Source organism: Streptomyces sp. AHU1, assembly GCF_045343905.1.
Classification (GTDB): Bacteria; Actinomycetota; Actinomycetes; order Streptomycetales; family Streptomycetaceae; genus Streptomyces; species Streptomyces triticiradicis.
In genome coordinates, this window is record NZ_CP174283.1 from 6161150 (window position 1) to 6176971 (window position 15822).

Genomic DNA, 15822 nt, shown 5'->3' on the forward strand with positions numbered 1-15822 from the left:
ATACGGACTGTCCTTCGGATGTTCGCCCCGGTGTGACGGCGCGCCCGCGCGTCCCGCCGTGCGGCGGGACGGCGACGGCCTCCGCTTCGGGACGCGTCCGGCGCGCGGCTCCGACGGAGGGGCGCATACCGCCAGATGACCGGCCCGCCGTCAGCAACGGAATGAAGCCCGGACCCTTTCGGGCGCCTTCCGGCACGTCCGCTCGTCCGCCTCCGGCCCCTGCGGTTTGAGTGATCCCCGGCATTCCGGTCCGTACCGGGCGCCCTGGACCGGGCGAGTCGGTGCGATCCGGACACATATGACCGCAGGAGGTTTGGTGAGAAGGTCACATTGGTGTACGAGCCTGGCGGCGCTGGGAGGCCTGACCGGCTCCCTGATGCTCGGCGCCTCCGTCTCGTCCGCGGTGCCCGACCGTCCGGGCGACAGCGGCACGGCCGGCGTCCACGCCCTGTCCGCCACCCCGGAGCCGAAGCCGGTGCCCGGGCATGTGAAGCCGTCGGACGAGCACACCGGGACCGACCCGTCGCGCGTGTGCAGGGGGCTCGTACCGGATCCCATCCCGCCGCAGCTGCGCCGCTTCTACTTCTGCGGCGACTGGCGGCTCGGCCCCAGGCGGCTGCCGACCAGGGGCGTGCTGGGGAACATCCTCGAACGCTACGACCGGCTCGGCGGCCTCACCGCCGTGAAGTTCCTCGACAAGTGGTGGGACCCCGCCGCCGACTCGGGCCAGGGCGACTGGCGCTACCCGCCGGACGACGGCTTCACCCACCTGAACGGGACGGTGGCCGCCACCCCCCTCGTGCTCCACGCGGGCCTGCGGCTCGACCGCTTCGGCAGTGAGGCGGGCCGCTTCCTGGCCCCGGAGGGCACCAAGTACGGCAAGCGCGTCATCCCGCCGTCGAGCCTGGACACCAGCGACCCGCGCTACCCGTACAACTACCACTCCTACCGGCTGGCCAAGGACGTCACGGTCTGCGCGGGCAGGACCGCCCCCGGGTTCGAGCAGCCCGGCCTCGGCACCCAGTACGTGACGTCGAGCAGGTTCTGTCCCGACATCCCCCGCACCACGGTGGCGGACCTCGTGAGCAACGGAACGCTGGTGCGGACCAACGGCTGACCACGCCCCTTCCACGAAGGCGCACGACCGCGCGGAAGCCGGACCCGGTGACGGCCGGGCCGGCTCCGCCCCGGCGGAAGGCGGAACGCATGGACCGGTTCGCGTTGTACCGGGCTCTGGGGGCGGCCCGGGTTCCCGCCGCGTCCTACGAGATCGTGGACTGCCCGGCCTCCCCCCTCGTGGCCGACCGCTACTTCCTCGACGGCCGCGCCGGGGACTGGGTCGTGGGCGTCCACGAGCGGGGGACCCGCGAGGTCTTCGAGCGGTTCGCCGACGAGGACGCGGCCTGCCGGTGGATGTACGACCGGCTCGTCGCCACGGAGCCCGCCTCCGTGCCCGAGGAGCCCGCCGGCCGGGCGCCCGACCCCGAGGCCCTGCAGCGGCAGGCCGACGACGACCTCGAAGCGGCTCTCGCCGCGATGCGCCGCCGGACGGAGGAGCGGTCCGGCGACGAGCGCCCCGGCGGGTCCGCGGAAGGGGCCGGTCCCGCGTAGCCCGGCACGGCCCCGCCTCCCGGTACGGTCCCGCACGGTCCGGGCCGGGCTCAGCCGGCCGAGGGGCCCCGGTCCCCGTGCCAGGAGTGCCACAGCGCCGCGTACGGCCCCTCGGCCGCCACCAGCTCGTCGTGCGTGCCCAGTTCGGTCACCCGGCCGTCCTCCATCACCGCCACCCGGTCGGCGTCGTGGGCGGTGTGCAGCCGGTGGGCGATGGCGATGACGGTCCGGCCCTCCAGCACGGTGGCCAGCGCACGCTCCGTGTGCCGGGCCGTCGTCGGGTCGAGGAGCGCCGTCGCCTCGTCGAGGATCACGGTGTGCGGGTCGGCGAGCACCACCCGGGCCAGCGCCAGTTGCTGGGCCCGCGAGCCGTCGACGGGCAGGGCCCCGGGGCCCAGTTCGGTGTCCAGCCCGTCCGGGAGGTCCCGGGCCCAGTCGTCGGCGCCGACCGCCGCGAGAGCCGCCCACACCTCGGCGTCCTCGGCGCCCGGTCCGGCGATGAGCAGGTTGTCGCGGACCGTGCCGAGGAACACGTGGTGCTCCTGGGTGACGAGGACGACGTGCCGGCGCAGCTGCTCCGGGTCGAGGTCGACGACCGGCACCCGTCCGACCGTCACCGTCCCGCCGCCCGGCGCGTCGACGCCCGCCAGCAGTCTGCTCAGCGTGGTCTTCCCGGCGCCGGAGGGGCCCACGACGGCCAGCCGTTCCCCGGGCCGCACCGTCAGGTCCACCCCGCGCAGCACCTCGCCGCCGCGGTCGTACGCGTACCGCACGCCGGTGACGTCGATCCGGTCGTCCTCCGGTACGGGGGAGCCGGCCGGGACGGCGCGCGGCGCGTCGGCGAGGCCCTCCACGCGGGCGAACGAGGCGGCGCTGCTCTGCAGTTGCTCGACCTGGTTCAGGATCTGGTCGAGCGGCTCGGCGAGCCGGTGCAGATAGAGCGTCGCGGCGACCACCGTGCCGAGGCTCAGCGTGCCCCGGGCGTGCAGCGCGCCGCCCACCAGGAGCACGGCCACGACCGGCACGACGTAGGAGATCTCCACGGACGGGAAGAACACGTTGCGCAGGAACAGCGTCCGCATCCGCGTCACCCGGGAGACCTCCAGCGCGTCCCGGCTCGCCCGGATCCGGCGCTCACCCAGCCCGAACGCCTCCACCGTACGGGCGCCGGACGCGGTGGCCGCGAGGATCTCGGCGACCTCCGACGTCGCGGCGCCCTGGGCGAGATAGGCGGTGCGCGCCCGGCGCAGGTACCAGCGCAGCGCGAAGGCGATGCCGGTCAGGCCCAGCACCCCGCAGGCGCCGAGCAGCGGGTCGATGACGAAGACGGCGACGAGGACGAACAGGGCCTGCACGCCGGAGATGAGCAGCTGGGGTCCCGTGTCGCGCAGGGTGGTGCCCACCACCGTGACGTCGGCGGTGCCGCGGGCCGTCAGATCGCCGGTGCCCGCCCGCTCCACGACCGACGCGGGCAGCGCCAGCGTCCGCTCCACGAACTCCTCCCGCACCCGCGCGAGGGTCCGCTCCCCGAAGCGGTACCCCACGTACCCGGCCCAGCGCGACAGCAGGAGCTGGACCAGCGAGGCCACGAGGATGACGAGCGCCGGGCCGTCCACCGCCCCCGCACCGCCGCCGTCGCGCACGTCGTCGACCATCCGTCCCAGCAGCCAGGGGCCGACCAGGCCGGCCGCGGCGGCCAGCGCGTTCAGGGCGAGCACGGCGGCGAACACCCGCCCGTCCGCCCGGATCAGCCGCGCCGTCGCCCGCCGCACCTCGGCGCGCCCCGCCACCGGCAGATGGACCGTCACGGCACGACCTCCTCGTCCACGCCCGCCACGGGACCCGCGTCCCCTCCGTCATCCGGCTCCGTGTCCTCGTCCGGCTCCGCGTCGCGGGCCACCAGCGACCGGTATCCCGGTTCCGCCCGCAGCAGTTCGCGGTGGGTGCCGGTGGCCGCGGCCTTGCCGTCGACCAGGAAGAAGACGGTGTCCGCGTGGTCCAGCACGAGCGGCGACGTGCTGGTCACGACGGTCGTACGGCCCGAGCGGGCGGCGCGCAGCCGGGCCGCGACGGTCGCCTCGGTGTGCGCGTCGAGCGCCGAGGTCGGTTCGAGGGCGAGCAGCACCTCGGGATCGGCGAGGAGCGCGCGCACGAGCCGCACCCGCTGCCGCTGCCCGCCGGACAGGCTCCGGCCCTGCGCGTCGACGGCCGCGTCGAGGCCGCCCGGCAGCCCGAGGACGATGTCGTCGGCGGCGGCCGTGCGCACGGCCCGGGCGAGGGTCTCCTCGTCGGACTCCCGGCGTCCTTCGACCATCTCGCGCAGGGTGCCGGCGAACAGGGCGGCCTCGTTGTCGGCGACCAGGACGCGCTCGCGCACCCGGGACAGCGCGACCCGGTCGAGTCGGACATCGCCCCAGGTCACGTCCGAGTCGGCGTACCGGCCGAGCCGGTCGACCACGGCCGCGGACTGCTCGGGGCGGGCCCCGGCCAGCACGGTCAGTCTCCCCGGGACCACCCGGACCCCGGACTCCGGATCGTGCAGCACGGCCGGGGACTCCGGGGCGTCCCGGGCGTCGGGACGGGAGGCGGCGGGCTCCAGGGACAGGAACCGTACGACGCGCCGTGCGGCGACCACGGCCCGGGAGAGTTCGTATCCGCACTCGATGAAGAAGTACACCGGCAGGACCAGGACCGCGACATAGCCGTACGCGGACACCAGCTGGCCGATGGTGATCTCCCCCTGGGCGGCCAGCCGGGCCGCGAGCCAGGTCACCGCGGCCAGGAAGACGGACGGCAGCCCCATGCCCAGCGCCTGGATCCAGCTGGTCACCGCGCCGACCCGGTACCCCTGTTCGCGCAGCGCCCGCGAGTCGCGGCGGAACGCGTCCGCGAACAGCCCCTTGCCGCCGAGGCCGTTCAGGACGCGCAGACCGCCCGCTAGATCGCCGATGCGCGCGGTCAGGACGGCCTGCCGCTCGCGGTACCCCGTCTCGGTCCCCTGGAGCCGGACCGTGAGCGGCCCGACGAGGACGGCGATCAACGGCACCCCGAGCAGGATCACCGCGGAGAGCTGCACCGAGACCGGCAGCAGCAGCGCGGCCACCACGGCGTAGGTGACGACCGCGGCCAGACCGGGCCCGACGACCGTCAGCGAGTTGCTGATCGTGTTCACGTCACTGACGCCGACCGTGACGATCTCCCCCGTGCCGGTCTGCCGCGAGAGCGCCGCGCCGAGCCGGGCCGCGTGCTCGACCACGAGCTTGACCGTACGGAAGTTGGCGTCCATCCGGACCTTGGTCATCGTGCGGTGCCGCACGACCCCCAGACCGGCGTTGAACGTCCCGGCGGCGAGCACGGCGGCCGTCCACCCCGCCAGCGCCGGCCCGTCGCCCGGCGTCAGTCCGTCGTCGATCGCCCGGGACAGCAGATACGGCGTCAGCGCGGTCAGCCCCATCCACACGACGGAGACCACCGCCCCGGTGAGCGACCGGCGCGCCTGCCGGGTGACCAGCCACCAGAGGAACCGCCAGCCGCCCCGGCGGTCCGGTGTCCCCGGATCCGCGTACGTGTCGGTCATCGGCCTTCTTCCGCCCCTTCGTCCGCCGCCCCGCCCGTCCACCGCCCCGCCCGTCCGCCGTCAGACGAGACTGTCCCGCCAGGCCTTGTGCAGGTCCGCGAACCGGCCCGTGCCCGCTACGAGTTCATCGGGTGTGCCGTCCTCGACGATCCGCCCGCCCTCCATCACCAGCACCCGGTCCGCGATCGCCACCGTCGACAGCCGGTGCGCGATGACCACCGCCGTACGCCCCCGCAGGACCGTCGACATGGCGCGCTGCACGGCCCGTTCACCCGGGATGTCCAGGGAGCTGGTCGCCTCGTCGAGGATCAGGACGGCCGGGTCGGCGAGCAGGGCCCGCGCGAAGGCGACGAGCTGACGCTGGCCCGCGGAGATCCGGCCGCCGCGCTTGCGCACGTCCGTGTCGTAGCCGTCGGGCAGGGCGCTGATGAAGTCGTGCGCGCCGATCGCCTTCGCCGCCCGCTCGATCTCCTCGCGGGACGCCTCGGGGCGGCCGATCGCGATGTTCTCGGCGACCGTGCCCGAGAACAGGAACGCCTCCTGGGTCACCATCACCACCCCGCGCCGCAGTTCGGGCACCGGCAGCTCGCGCAGATCGACGCCGTCGAGCAGGACCCGCCCGTCGGAGGGGTCGTAGAACCGGGCCAGCAGCTTGGCCAGGGTCGACTTGCCGGCGCCGGTCGAGCCGACCACGGCCACCGTCTGTCCGGCGGGCAGCGTCAGCGAGAAGGCGGGCAGCACCTCCCCGCCGGTGCGGTACGCGAAGCGGACCCCGTCGAACACGACCTCGCGGCCGGGGTGTTCGGAGGCGAGGGCCGGCAGCTGCCGGGGCACGGACGGCTCCGGCACGGACGGGGTCTGGGCCAGCAGACCGGCGATCTTCTCCAGCGAGGCCGCGGCGGACTGGTAGGAGTTCAGGAACATCCCGAGGCGGTCGATGGGGTCGTAGAGCCGGCGCAGGTAGAGGACCGCCGCGGCGAGCACGCCGAGCGCCAGCGAACCCGACGCCACCCGGTGGGCGCCCCACAGCACGATGCCCGCTACCGCCGTGTTGGCGACGAGCCGGGAGCCGACGACGTACTGGGCCATCTCCAGCAGCGCGTCGCCGTTCGTCCTCTCGTGCCGCTTGTTGAGCACCCCGAACTCGGCCTCGTTGGCGGCCTCGCGGCGGAACGCGCGCACCGGCCGGATGCCGTTCATCGTCTCCGCGAACTTCACGATCACCGCGGCGATCGTGGTCGAGCGCACGGCGAAGATCTCGCCCGCGCGGCGCCGGTAGCGGCGGACGAGCAGGTACAGCGGCACGAACGAGACCACCGCGACCGCGCCGAGGCCGACGTCCAGCCAGAGCAGCATCGCCGAGATGTAGACGAAGGACAGGATGACGGTGACGAGTTCCTGGAGCCCCTCGCTGAGCAGTTCGCGCAGCGACTCGACGTCCGTCGTGGAGCGGGAGATCAGCCGGCCCGAGGTGTAGCGCTCGTGGAAGTCGACGCTGAGCGCCTGGGCGTGCCGGAAGATCCGGCCGCGCAGATCGAGCAGCACGTCCTGGTTGACCCGGGCCGAGGCGATGATGAAGGCGTACTGGAGTCCGCCGGAGGCCGCCGCGCACAGCAGGTAGGCGACGCCGACGGCGATCAGCGGCCCGTGGTCGTCCTGCCGGAAGGCCGGTACGGCACGGTCGATGGCGTACGCCACCAGCAGCGGGCCCACCTGCACGGCGGCCTGCTGGAGCAGCAGCAGGACGGTGGTCAGGACCACCCGGGCCCTGAGCGGGGCGAGCAGCGAGCGCAGCAGCGCCGCGGTCGCGCCCGGGGGAGCGGGCAGGGTGTCGTGGTCGAAGGGATCCTGGTGCGACCCGGGTTTCGGGGCGGCCCGGCCCTTGCCGTCCGTCCCCTCGTCCGGTTCCCTGCCCGGCGCGGTGGTCGTGGGCGCCGCCGTCATCGGCCGTCCTCCTCTGCACCCGACATCAGGTGGGCGTACTCGGCGTGCGTGCGCAGCAGTTCGTGGTGGGTGCCGACCGCCGCGATCCGGCCGCCGGAGATCAGGGCCACCCGGTCGGCCAGCAGGACCGTGGACGGGCGGTGCGCCACGATCAGCGCGGTCGTCTCCGCCAGCACCCGGCGCAGGGCGGCCTCGACCGCCGCCTCGGTGTGCACGTCCAGCGCCGACAGCGGGTCGTCGAGCACCAGGAAGCGCGGGCGGCCGACCACCGCGCGGGCCAGCGCGAGCCGCTGCCGCTGTCCGCCGGAGAGGCTGAGGCCCTGCTCGCCGACCTGCGTGTCCGTGCCCCGGGGCAGCCCGTGCGCGAAGTCGGCCTGCGCCACGGCGAGGGCGCGGTCCAGCTCCGCGCGGCCGGCGGCCTTGTCGGCGCCCATCAGGACGTTCTCGCCGACGGTGGCCGAGAAGAGCGTGGGCTCCTCGAAGGCGACGGCGACGAGCTCGCGCAGCTCCTCGCGGGGCATCCGGGTGATGTCCCGGCCGTCCAGGGTGATCCGTCCGGACGTCACCTCGTGGAGGCGGGGGACGAGCGCGGTGAGGGTGGTCTTGCCGCTGCCCGTGGCGCCGACCAGCGCCATGCTCTCGCCGGGGCGCACGTGCAGGTCGATGCGGTCCAGCACGGGGGGCGCGTCCGCGGGGGCGTCGGGATAGCGGAACCCGACGCCGTGGAAACGCAGTCCGCCCTCGCCTCGGCCCTCGGCCGCGCGGGCGGCCTGCCCGCCCGGCTCGCCGTCGTCCCGCCCGGCTGTGACGCCGCCCTCGCGCGCGGCTGTGACGCCGCTGTCCCGCCCGGCTGTGGCGCCGCCCTCGCGCGCGGCTGTGACGCCGCTGTCCCGCCCGGCTGTGGCGCCGCCCTTCCGCCCGGCCGGGGCGTTGCCGTCCAGCGCGGCCGGCCCGCTGTCGTCCCGCGCGGCCCCGGTCGCGGATTCCCGTGGTGTCGCCGGTCCGGCCAGGACGCCCGCGCCGTCCGACTCCGGGGTCGCGTCCATGACCTCGAAGTACCGCTCCGTGGCCGTCCCCGCCTCCTGGCTCATGGCGATGAGGAAGCCGATCGAGTCGACGGGCCAGCGCAGGGCGAGCGCGGTCGACAGGAACGCGACCAGCGTGCCGGCGGACAGCCGGCCGTCGGCGACCTGGACCGTGCCGAGGACGAGGGCGGCGCCGATGGCCAACTCGGGCAGCGTGACGATGACGCCCCAGATGGCGGCGAGCAGCCGGGCCTTGACCAGTTCCGTGCCGCGCAGCGTCCGGGACAGCTCGCGGAACGCGCGCGCCTGGCTGCGGTGGCGCCCGAACCCCTTGATGATCCGGATGCCGAGCACACTCTCCTCGACCACCGTCGTCAGGTCGCCGACCTGGTCCTGCGCGCGGCGCGCCACCTGCGAGTAGCGCCGCTCGAAGAACCAGCAGACGACCATGACGGGGAGGGCGGGGGCGAGGAGCACCAGCCCGAGGGTCCACTGCTGGGCCAGCATGATGGCGATGCCCGCGAGGATCGTCACCGCGTTCACCAGCAGGAAGGTCAGCGGGAACGCCAGGAACATGCGGACGAGCATCAGGTCGGTGGTCGCCCGGGACAGCAGCTGGCCCGACGCCCAGCGGTCGTGGAAGGCGACCGGCAGACGCTGCAGATGGCGGTACAGATCGGCCCGCATGCCCGCCTCGACCCCGGCCAGCGGGCGGGCCACCAGCCAGCGGCGCAGCCCGAACAGACCGGCCTCGGCGAAGCCGAGCAGCAGCAGGTACAGCGCCCCGAGCCAGACGCCCGCCGGATCGTGCCCGGCGACCGGACCGTCCACCATCCACTTCAGGATCAGCGGGAACACGAGCGAGAGACAGGACGCGACGACGGCGACGAACGCCGCGCCGAACCATCTCGCCCGCACCGGGCGTACGTAGGGCCACAGACGCAGCAGACTGCGCACGGTCGAACGGTCGGGGTGGTCCGGGGCGGCTGCATCGGAGGTGGTCATCACGAGCGAGCCTACGTTTCACCACTGACAGTGCCCACCGAGTTTTCGGCGCGTCCGGATCGTTCGGAGGGGGCCGGGGGTGGGTGTCCGGCGACTGCCGGGGCCGGCGCGCGGCCACCGCCGGGGCGGGCACCCGGGAGGCGGTACGGCCGAATCAGCCGATCGGCCGATGCCGGGTCCGAGCACGACGGCCGGTGCGACGGCGGAGGTCCGGCCGCCCGGAGAGCGTGCCGCCGCGGGACCGTTCCCTCAGCGGACCCGCAGCAGCAGCACCGACCGCGCCGGCACCGTGATCGCCGTGCCCGCCCGGTGCGTGAGCACGGGGGCCTCGGCCTGGTCCTCGCGCGAGGTGTCCACGACCACCTCGTACCGCGCGGCCCAGGGCGTCCCCGGCAGTTCGAAGGAGGCCGGCCGGTCCCCGGCGTGCAGCACGGCGAGGAAGCTGTCGTCGACGACCGGGGCGCCCCGCGCGTCCCGGCCGGGGATGTCCCGCCCCGACAGGTACATCCCGAGGGTCGCGGCGGGCGCGTACCAGTCCCGTTCCGTCATCTCGGTGCCCCGCGCGGTGAACCAGGCCAGGTCCCGCAGCCCGTCGGCCGAATGGGCCCGCCCGGAGAAGAACGCCCGGCGGCGCAGCACGGGATGCGCGTGCCGCAGCGCGATCAGACGGGACGTCAGTTCGAACAGGGCCCGCCAGCCGGGGTCCTCCAGCTGCGACCAGTCGACCCAGCTGATCTCGTTGTCCTGGCAGTAGGCGTTGTTGTTGCCCCGCTGGGTGCGCCCGAACTCGTCCCCGGCGACCAGCATCGGCACCCCCGTCGACAGCAGCAGCGTCGTCAGCAGGTTCCTCAGCTGGCGCCGCCGCAGCGCCCGCAGGCCCTCGTCCTCGCTCTCGCCCTCGGTCCCGCCGTTCCAGGCCCGGTTGTCGTCGGTGCCGTCCCGGTTGCCCTCGCCGTTCGCCTCGTTGTGCTTGTGCTCGTAGGACACGAGGTCGCGCAGGGTGAAACCGTCGTGCGCGGTCACGAAGTTGACGGAGGCGTACGGCCGCCGGCCGCCCCAGGCGTACAGGTCGCTCGACCCGGACAGGCGGTAGCCGAGGTCCCGTACGTCGGGCAGCGCCCCGCGCCAGAAGTCCCGTACGGCGTTGCGGTAGCGGTCGTTCCACTCCGTCCACAGGGGCGGGAAGGCGCCGACCTGGTAGCCGCCGGAGCCCACGTCCCACGGTTCGGCGATCAGTTTGACCCGGCGCAGCACCGGGTCCTGCGCGATGACGGCGAGGAACGGCGAGAGCATGTCGACGTCGTGCATGGACCGGGCGAGCGCGGCCGCGAGGTCGAAGCGGAACCCGTCGACGCCCATCTCGGTGACCCAGTAGCGCAGCGAGTCCGTGATCAGCCGCAGCACCTGCGGCTGCACGACGTGCAGGGTGTTCCCGCAGCCGGTGTAGTCCGCGTAGCGGCGGGCGTCCGGCTGGAGCCGGTAGTAGCCCCGGTTGTCGATGCCGCGCAGCGACAGCATCGGGCCCAGTTCGCCCGCCTCGGCGGTGTGGTTGTAGACCACGTCGAGGATGACCTCGATGCCCGCCGCGTGCAGCGCGCGCACCATCCGTTTGAACTCGCCGACCTGCTGGCCCCGCGTGCCGGAGGCGGCGTAGGCCGCGTGCGGGGCGAAGTAGCCGATCGAGTTGTAGCCCCAGTAGTTCCTGAGGCCCCGGCGCAGCAGGTGGTCCTCGTGCGCGAACTGGTGCACGGGCAGCAGCTCCACCGCCGTCACCCCGAGGTTCACCAGGTGCTCGATCGCGGCCGGGTGCGCCAGCCCCGCGTACGTGCCGCGCAGCTCCTCCGGGACGCCGGGGTGCAGACGGGTGAATCCGCGCACGTGCAGTTCGTAGATGACCGAGTCCGCCCACGGGGTCTTGGGGCGGTGGTCGTCCGACCAGTCGTCGTCGTCCTGGACGACCACGCCCTTGGGGACCAGGGGCGCCGAGTCGCGGTCGTCGCGCACGGTGTCGGCGACCTGCTGCTGGGGCCAGTCGCGGACGTGCCCGTACACCTCGGGCGGCAGCGTGAAGTCGCCGTCCACGGCACGGGCGTACGGGTCGAGGAGCAGTTTCGCCGGGTTCCAGCGGGCGCCGGTCCACGGGTCCCAGCGGCCGTGCACCCGGAAGCCGTAACGGCGGCCGGGGAGCACACCGGGGACGAAGCCGTGCCAGATCTCGTGGGTGAGTTCGGTGAGCGGGACGCGGGTCTCGGCGCCGTCGTCGTCGAAGAGGCACAGGTCTACGGCCTCCGCGCCGCCCGCCCACAGCGCGAAGTTGGTGCCCGTGGTGCCGTCGGGACCCACCCTGAAGCGTGCTCCGAGCGGTGTCGGGGCACCCGGCCAGGCGGCGGGGGGTGGCGCCGCGGGGTGCCGTGAGCCGTTCAGGGCGGGAGCGGCCGGTTCCACCGCCGGGCCCGCGGGGGACGGTCCCGCCGGGTCCGCGGCGGTCTGCGCGGGCAGCCCGCCGCCCGCGGCGCGTCCCTCGTGGACCGCCTCCTGCTCGGGTGCGCTCGACACCGGTCAGCCTCCCACGGCTCGTGGAACGGCGCGGAAAAGGGTGCACGGCGTCCCGGCCGCGGCTCCTTGGCGCGTCGTCCTCCCCACTGTTCTGCCCAGAGCGTGGCTCGCACTCACGTTTCCCCGGAGGGGCGGCGTCGTTGGGTCCCTTGTGAAGCACGTACAGACGCGCGCGCGGCGCGCAGGGGCCGCGCTGGCCGCCGTACTGACCTGGGCCGGTCTGCTGGCCGGAGCCTCCGGCTGCACCTCGCACGGGGTCGGGGAGGCGTTCGGCAAACCGCGGTCGCCGAAGGACGCCATCCACGTCTCGCCCGACGACGACAGCAAGGGCGTACGACCGCGGGAGGCGCTGCTGGTGCGGGTGCCCGGCGGGCGCCTGGAGTCCGTGAAGGTCGTCAAGTTCCAGGACGCCCGGGAGTCCCCCGTGCCCGGACACATCAGCGAGGACGGTCTGTCCTGGAGACCGGACGACAAGAGGCTCGCCCTGGCCGCCAAGTACACCGTGGACGCGGTGGCCCTGGACGGCGACGGGCGCCGCTCGGCCCGGCACACCACGTTCACCACGGCCGTGCCCGGCGAGCGGTTCATCGGGTACGTCACCCCCGAGGACCGGTCCGTCGTCGGCACCGGAATGATCGTCTCCCTGGAGTTCAACCGGGAGATCGAGAACCGGGCCGCCGTCGAGCGGGCCGTCCGCGTGTCGGCGCGGCCGGCGGTCCCGGTCCGCGCGCACTGGTTCGGCGGCGGCCGCGTCGACTTCCGGCCCGAGCGGTACTGGAAGCCGGGCACGAAGGTCACCGTGGAACTGCGGCTGCGCGACGTCGAGGGCGCGCCCGGCGTGTACGGACTCCAGTCCAGGACCTTCTCGTTCACCGTCGGCCGCGACCAGAGGTCCCTCGTCGACGCCGGCGCCCACACCATGCAGGTGCGCCGCGACGGCGACCTCCTCGCCACGGTGCCGATCACGGCCGGGGCGCCGAAGACGACGACGTACAACGGGAAGATGGTCGTCATGGAGATGCTCGAGGTGACCCGGATGAACAGCCGGACCGTCGGTTTCGGCGGCGAGTACGACATCCCCGACGTGCCGCACGCGATGCGCCTGACCGACTCCGGGACCTTCCTGCACGGCAACTACTGGGCGCCGGACGCCTTCGGCAACACCAACGTGAGCCACGGCTGCGTGGGACTGCGGGACGTGAAGGGCGGCGGCTCGGACACCCCGGCGGGCTGGTTCTTCGACCGCAGCCTCGTCGGGGACGTCGTCGAGGTCGTCCACAGCGAGGACAAGAAGGTCGCCCCCGACAACGGGCTCGGCGGCTGGAACATGGGCTGGCAGGAGTGGAAGGCCGGCAGCGCGGTCGGCTGATCTTCGCTCCCCGGTGCAACCATCTTCGCGGTCGATGGTCCAAGTTGCGACGGAACGGTGACATTGGCCTGACACGGAGCTCAAAACCGTGAGGTTAATATGCGCCAGTGATCGCGCGGGACGCGCTGGGGTGGGGGCCTGATCAGGCCTTGCGAGGGGAGAAAGACTGTGAAGGTGCGACCGATATCGGGGGCGTCGGCGGGTGGACGCTCACGCGGCCGCAACAAGCGGTGGGCGGTGATGGTCGGCGGTGCGCTGCTGGCCGTCACGGCCTGCGGCGGGGGCGGGGGAACGGACTCGGGGTCCGCAGGGAAGGACAAGGACGACAAGGGCAGCACCACTGCGGTGAGCAAGCAGTCGGTGGCCGTCGTCACGATCGCGCCGAAGGCCGGCGCCAAGGACGTCGACACCAGCGGCACCCTCAAGGTCGAGGCCAGTAAGGGCAAACTGACCGAGGTCACCGTCAAGGACGACAAGGGCACGAAGGTCGACGGCGAGATATCGGCCGACGGCAGCGGCTGGACGCCCGCCACGCACCTCGCGGCGTCCACCAAGTACCAGGTGCACGCGGTCGCGAAGGACTCCGAGGGCCGCACGGCGGCCGAGGACTCGTCCTTCACGACGCTGAGCCCGCGGAACACCTTCACCGGCAACTTCACGCCCGAGGACGGCTCCAAGGTCGGCGTCGGCATGCCGTTCTCGGTCCGCTTCACCCGGGGCATCACCAAGCCGGACGACGTCGAGAAGGCCATCAAGATCACGACCGAGCCGGCCGTCGACGTCCAGGGCCACTGGTTCGGCAACGACCGCCTCGACTTCCGGCCCGAGAAGTACTGGAAGGCCGGCACCAAGGTCACCGTGAAGCTGAACCTCGACGGCGTCGAGGGCCGCAAGGGCGTCTACGGCAAGCAGGCCAAGACCGTCTCCTTCACCATCGGCCGCGACCAGGTGTCCGTCGTGGACGCCAAGAAGCACACGATGAAGGTCATGCACGAGGGCAAGGTCGTCAAGACCATCCCGGTGACCACCGGCAAGCCCGGCTACGCCACCTGGAACGGCCAGATGGTCATCAGCGAGAAGTTCACCGTGACCCGGATGAACGGCGACACGGTCGGCTACGACGGCGAGTACGACATCAAGGACGTCCCGCACGCCATGCGCCTGACCAGCTCCGGCACCTTCGTGCACGGCAACTACTGGGGCGGCGGCGCCTTCGGCAACTACAACGCCAGCCACGGCTGCATCGGCCTGCGGGACGTGCGCGGCGGCTACGACAGCGGCGTGCCGGCCGCCTGGTTCTTCAACCACTCGATGGTCGGCGACGTGGTGGTCGTGAAGAACTCCACCGACCCGACGGTCGACCCGGCCAACGGCCTCAACGGCTGGAACATATCGTGGGCGGACTGGACCAAGTGATCTCGCCGTACCGGACCGGGTGATCTCGCCGTACCGGACCGGGTGATCTCGCCGTACCGGACCGGGTGATCTCGCAGGACAGGACCGCGTGAGGGCCGAGGACCGGACCGCGTGACGGCTTTCGCCCGGCTCGCGTGACCGTGTCCGGTCCCATCGCCCGCCTCCTTCCCGCCGGGCCGGGTGTGCTGTGACCCAGCACACCCGGCCCGGTGCCGTTAACGGCCACTAACCTGCTCCCATGACTGTGCATCTCGAAGTGGCCGAAGGCGTGGGCACCATCCGCCTGGACCGCCCTCCCATGAACGCGCTGGACGTGGCGACGCAGGACCGCCTCAAGGAACTGGCCGAGGAGGCCACGGCCCGGCCGGACGTCCGTGCCGTGGTGCTGTACGGCGGGGAGAAGGTGTTCGCGGCGGGCGCGGACATCAAGGAGATGCAGGCCATGGACCACGCCGCGATGGTCGCGCGGTCCCGGGCCCTGCAGGACTCCTTCACCGCCGTCGCCCGCATCCCCAAGCCCGTCGTCGCCGCCGTCACCGGATACGCGCTCGGCGGCGGCTGCGAACTGGCCCTGTGCGCCGACTACCGCATCGCGGGGGACAACGCCAAGCTGGGCCAGCCGGAGATCCTGCTCGGCCTGATCCCCGGTGCCGGCGGCACCCAGCGGCTCTCCCGGCTGATCGGCCCCTCCAAGGCCAAGGACCTCATCTTCACCGGCCGCATGGTCAAGGCCGACGAGGCCCTCGCGCTCGGTCTGGTCGACCGGGTCGTCCCCGCCGACGAGGTCTACACCGCCGCGCACGCCTGGGCCGCGCGGCTCGCCCAGGGCCCGGCCATCGCGCTGCGGGCCGCGAAGGAGTCGATCGACGCGGGCCTGGAGACGGACATCGAGACCGGACTGACCGTCGAGCGGAACTGGTTCGCGGGCCTGTTCGCGACCGAGGACCGCGAGCGGGGCATGCGGAGCTTCGTGGAAGAGGGCCCCGGCAAGGCGAAGTTCCTCTGAGCCGTCCCTCTGGGCCGTCCGCCTCTGAGCCGTCCGCCTCTTGGTCGTCCGCCGTGCCGGTCCGGGACACGGCCTCCCGCTCCCCGGGCCGGAACGCGGCACATTCGTGCCGGTGTCCCTCGATAGGGCGTCTCCCCCCGGGCCCGAGACGGTCTTGGCCGCGCCTGCCGTGAGGCGGTGGTGATTGCCCCGGACCGGCCTGTTCCGGCAGGCCGGACGGGCTCCCGCCACCTCCGAAATGCCTCTGGCATATGCCTTTCGACTGTCCCGGAACGCTCCGTTCCGGGGGGCCCAATCCGTCGGAACGGCCCCG

Annotated in this window: 10 protein-coding genes; 5 read left to right on the plus strand and 5 right to left on the minus strand. The window is 73.4% G+C overall.

Annotated features, from left to right (window positions below):
- Window positions 1–316 precede the first annotated feature (316 nt).
- Both ACICHK_RS27565 and ACICHK_RS27570 read left to right on the plus strand, forming a co-directional pair.
- A complete protein-coding gene (locus ACICHK_RS27565; RefSeq protein ID WP_406838967.1) occupies window positions 317–1117 on the plus strand; it encodes a TNT domain-containing protein in 801 nt (266 codons plus the stop codon).
- A gap of 89 nt (window positions 1118–1206) precedes the next feature.
- On the plus strand, window positions 1207–1611 hold the full coding sequence (locus ACICHK_RS27570; RefSeq protein WP_406838968.1) for a hypothetical protein: 405 nt from the start codon (window positions 1207–1209) through the stop codon (window positions 1609–1611).
- Window positions 1612–1661: 50 nt separating this feature from the next.
- Here the strand turns inward: ACICHK_RS27570 and ACICHK_RS27575 are convergent, their stop codons facing one another.
- The 5 genes from ACICHK_RS27575 to glgX form a co-directional block, all read right to left on the minus strand.
- Window positions 1662–3419, minus strand: a complete 1758-nt coding sequence (locus ACICHK_RS27575; RefSeq protein ID WP_406838969.1) for an ABC transporter ATP-binding protein — start codon at window positions 3417–3419, stop codon at window positions 1662–1664.
- Entirely contained in the window at window positions 3416–5188 is a 1773-nt protein-coding gene (locus ACICHK_RS27580) for an ABC transporter transmembrane domain-containing protein (RefSeq protein WP_406838970.1), read from the minus strand. The genes ACICHK_RS27575 and ACICHK_RS27580 overlap by 4 nt, the downstream gene beginning before the upstream one ends.
- Before the next feature lie 60 nt (window positions 5189–5248).
- A complete protein-coding gene (locus ACICHK_RS27585; RefSeq protein WP_406838971.1) occupies window positions 5249–7132 on the minus strand; it encodes an ABC transporter ATP-binding protein in 1884 nt (627 codons plus the stop codon).
- Window positions 7129–9162, minus strand: a complete 2034-nt coding sequence (locus ACICHK_RS27590) for an ABC transporter ATP-binding protein (RefSeq protein ID WP_406838972.1) — start codon at window positions 9160–9162, stop codon at window positions 7129–7131. Before ACICHK_RS27590 ends, ACICHK_RS27585 begins: the two co-directional genes overlap by 4 nt.
- Window positions 9163–9411: 249 nt before the next feature.
- Complete coding sequence (gene glgX, locus ACICHK_RS27595) at window positions 9412–11718, minus strand: glycogen debranching protein GlgX (RefSeq protein ID WP_406838973.1); 2307 nt, start codon at window positions 11716–11718, stop codon at window positions 9412–9414.
- A gap of 151 nt (window positions 11719–11869) precedes the next feature.
- Here glgX and ACICHK_RS27600 point away from each other — a divergent pair, with 151 nt between their 5' ends.
- The 3 genes from ACICHK_RS27600 to ACICHK_RS27610 all read left to right on the plus strand — a co-directional run bounded on the left by ACICHK_RS27600 (window position 11870) and on the right by ACICHK_RS27610 (window position 15509).
- Window positions 11870–13087, plus strand: a complete 1218-nt coding sequence (locus ACICHK_RS27600; protein WP_406838974.1) for an Ig-like domain-containing protein — start codon at window positions 11870–11872, stop codon at window positions 13085–13087.
- Between the two features lie 168 nt (window positions 13088–13255).
- Entirely contained in the window at window positions 13256–14503 is a 1248-nt protein-coding gene (locus ACICHK_RS27605) for an Ig-like domain-containing protein (protein ID WP_406838975.1), read from the plus strand.
- Window positions 14504–14741: 238 nt separating this feature from the next.
- Window positions 14742–15509, plus strand: a complete 768-nt coding sequence (locus ACICHK_RS27610; protein ID WP_151472036.1) for an enoyl-CoA hydratase/isomerase family protein — start codon at window positions 14742–14744, stop codon at window positions 15507–15509.
- Window positions 15510–15822 lie beyond the last annotated feature (313 nt).

What these genes read in the sequence shown, in the direction of transcription:
- ACICHK_RS27570 (WP_406838968.1), top strand. Translation starts at nt 1,207, where the DNA reads ATGGACCGGTTCGCGTTGTACCGGGCTCTGGGGGCGGCCCGGGTTCCC.
- ACICHK_RS27580 (WP_406838970.1), bottom strand. Translation starts at nt 5,188, where the DNA reads ATGACCGACACGTACGCGGATCCGGGGACACCGGACCGCCGGGGCGGC.
- ACICHK_RS27585 (WP_406838971.1), bottom strand. Translation starts at nt 7,132, where the DNA reads ATGACGGCGGCGCCCACGACCACCGCGCCGGGCAGGGAACCGGACGAG.
- ACICHK_RS27590 (WP_406838972.1), bottom strand. Translation starts at nt 9,162, where the DNA reads ATGACCACCTCCGATGCAGCCGCCCCGGACCACCCCGACCGTTCGACC.
- ACICHK_RS27610 (WP_151472036.1), top strand. Translation starts at nt 14,742, where the DNA reads ATGACTGTGCATCTCGAAGTGGCCGAAGGCGTGGGCACCATCCGCCTG.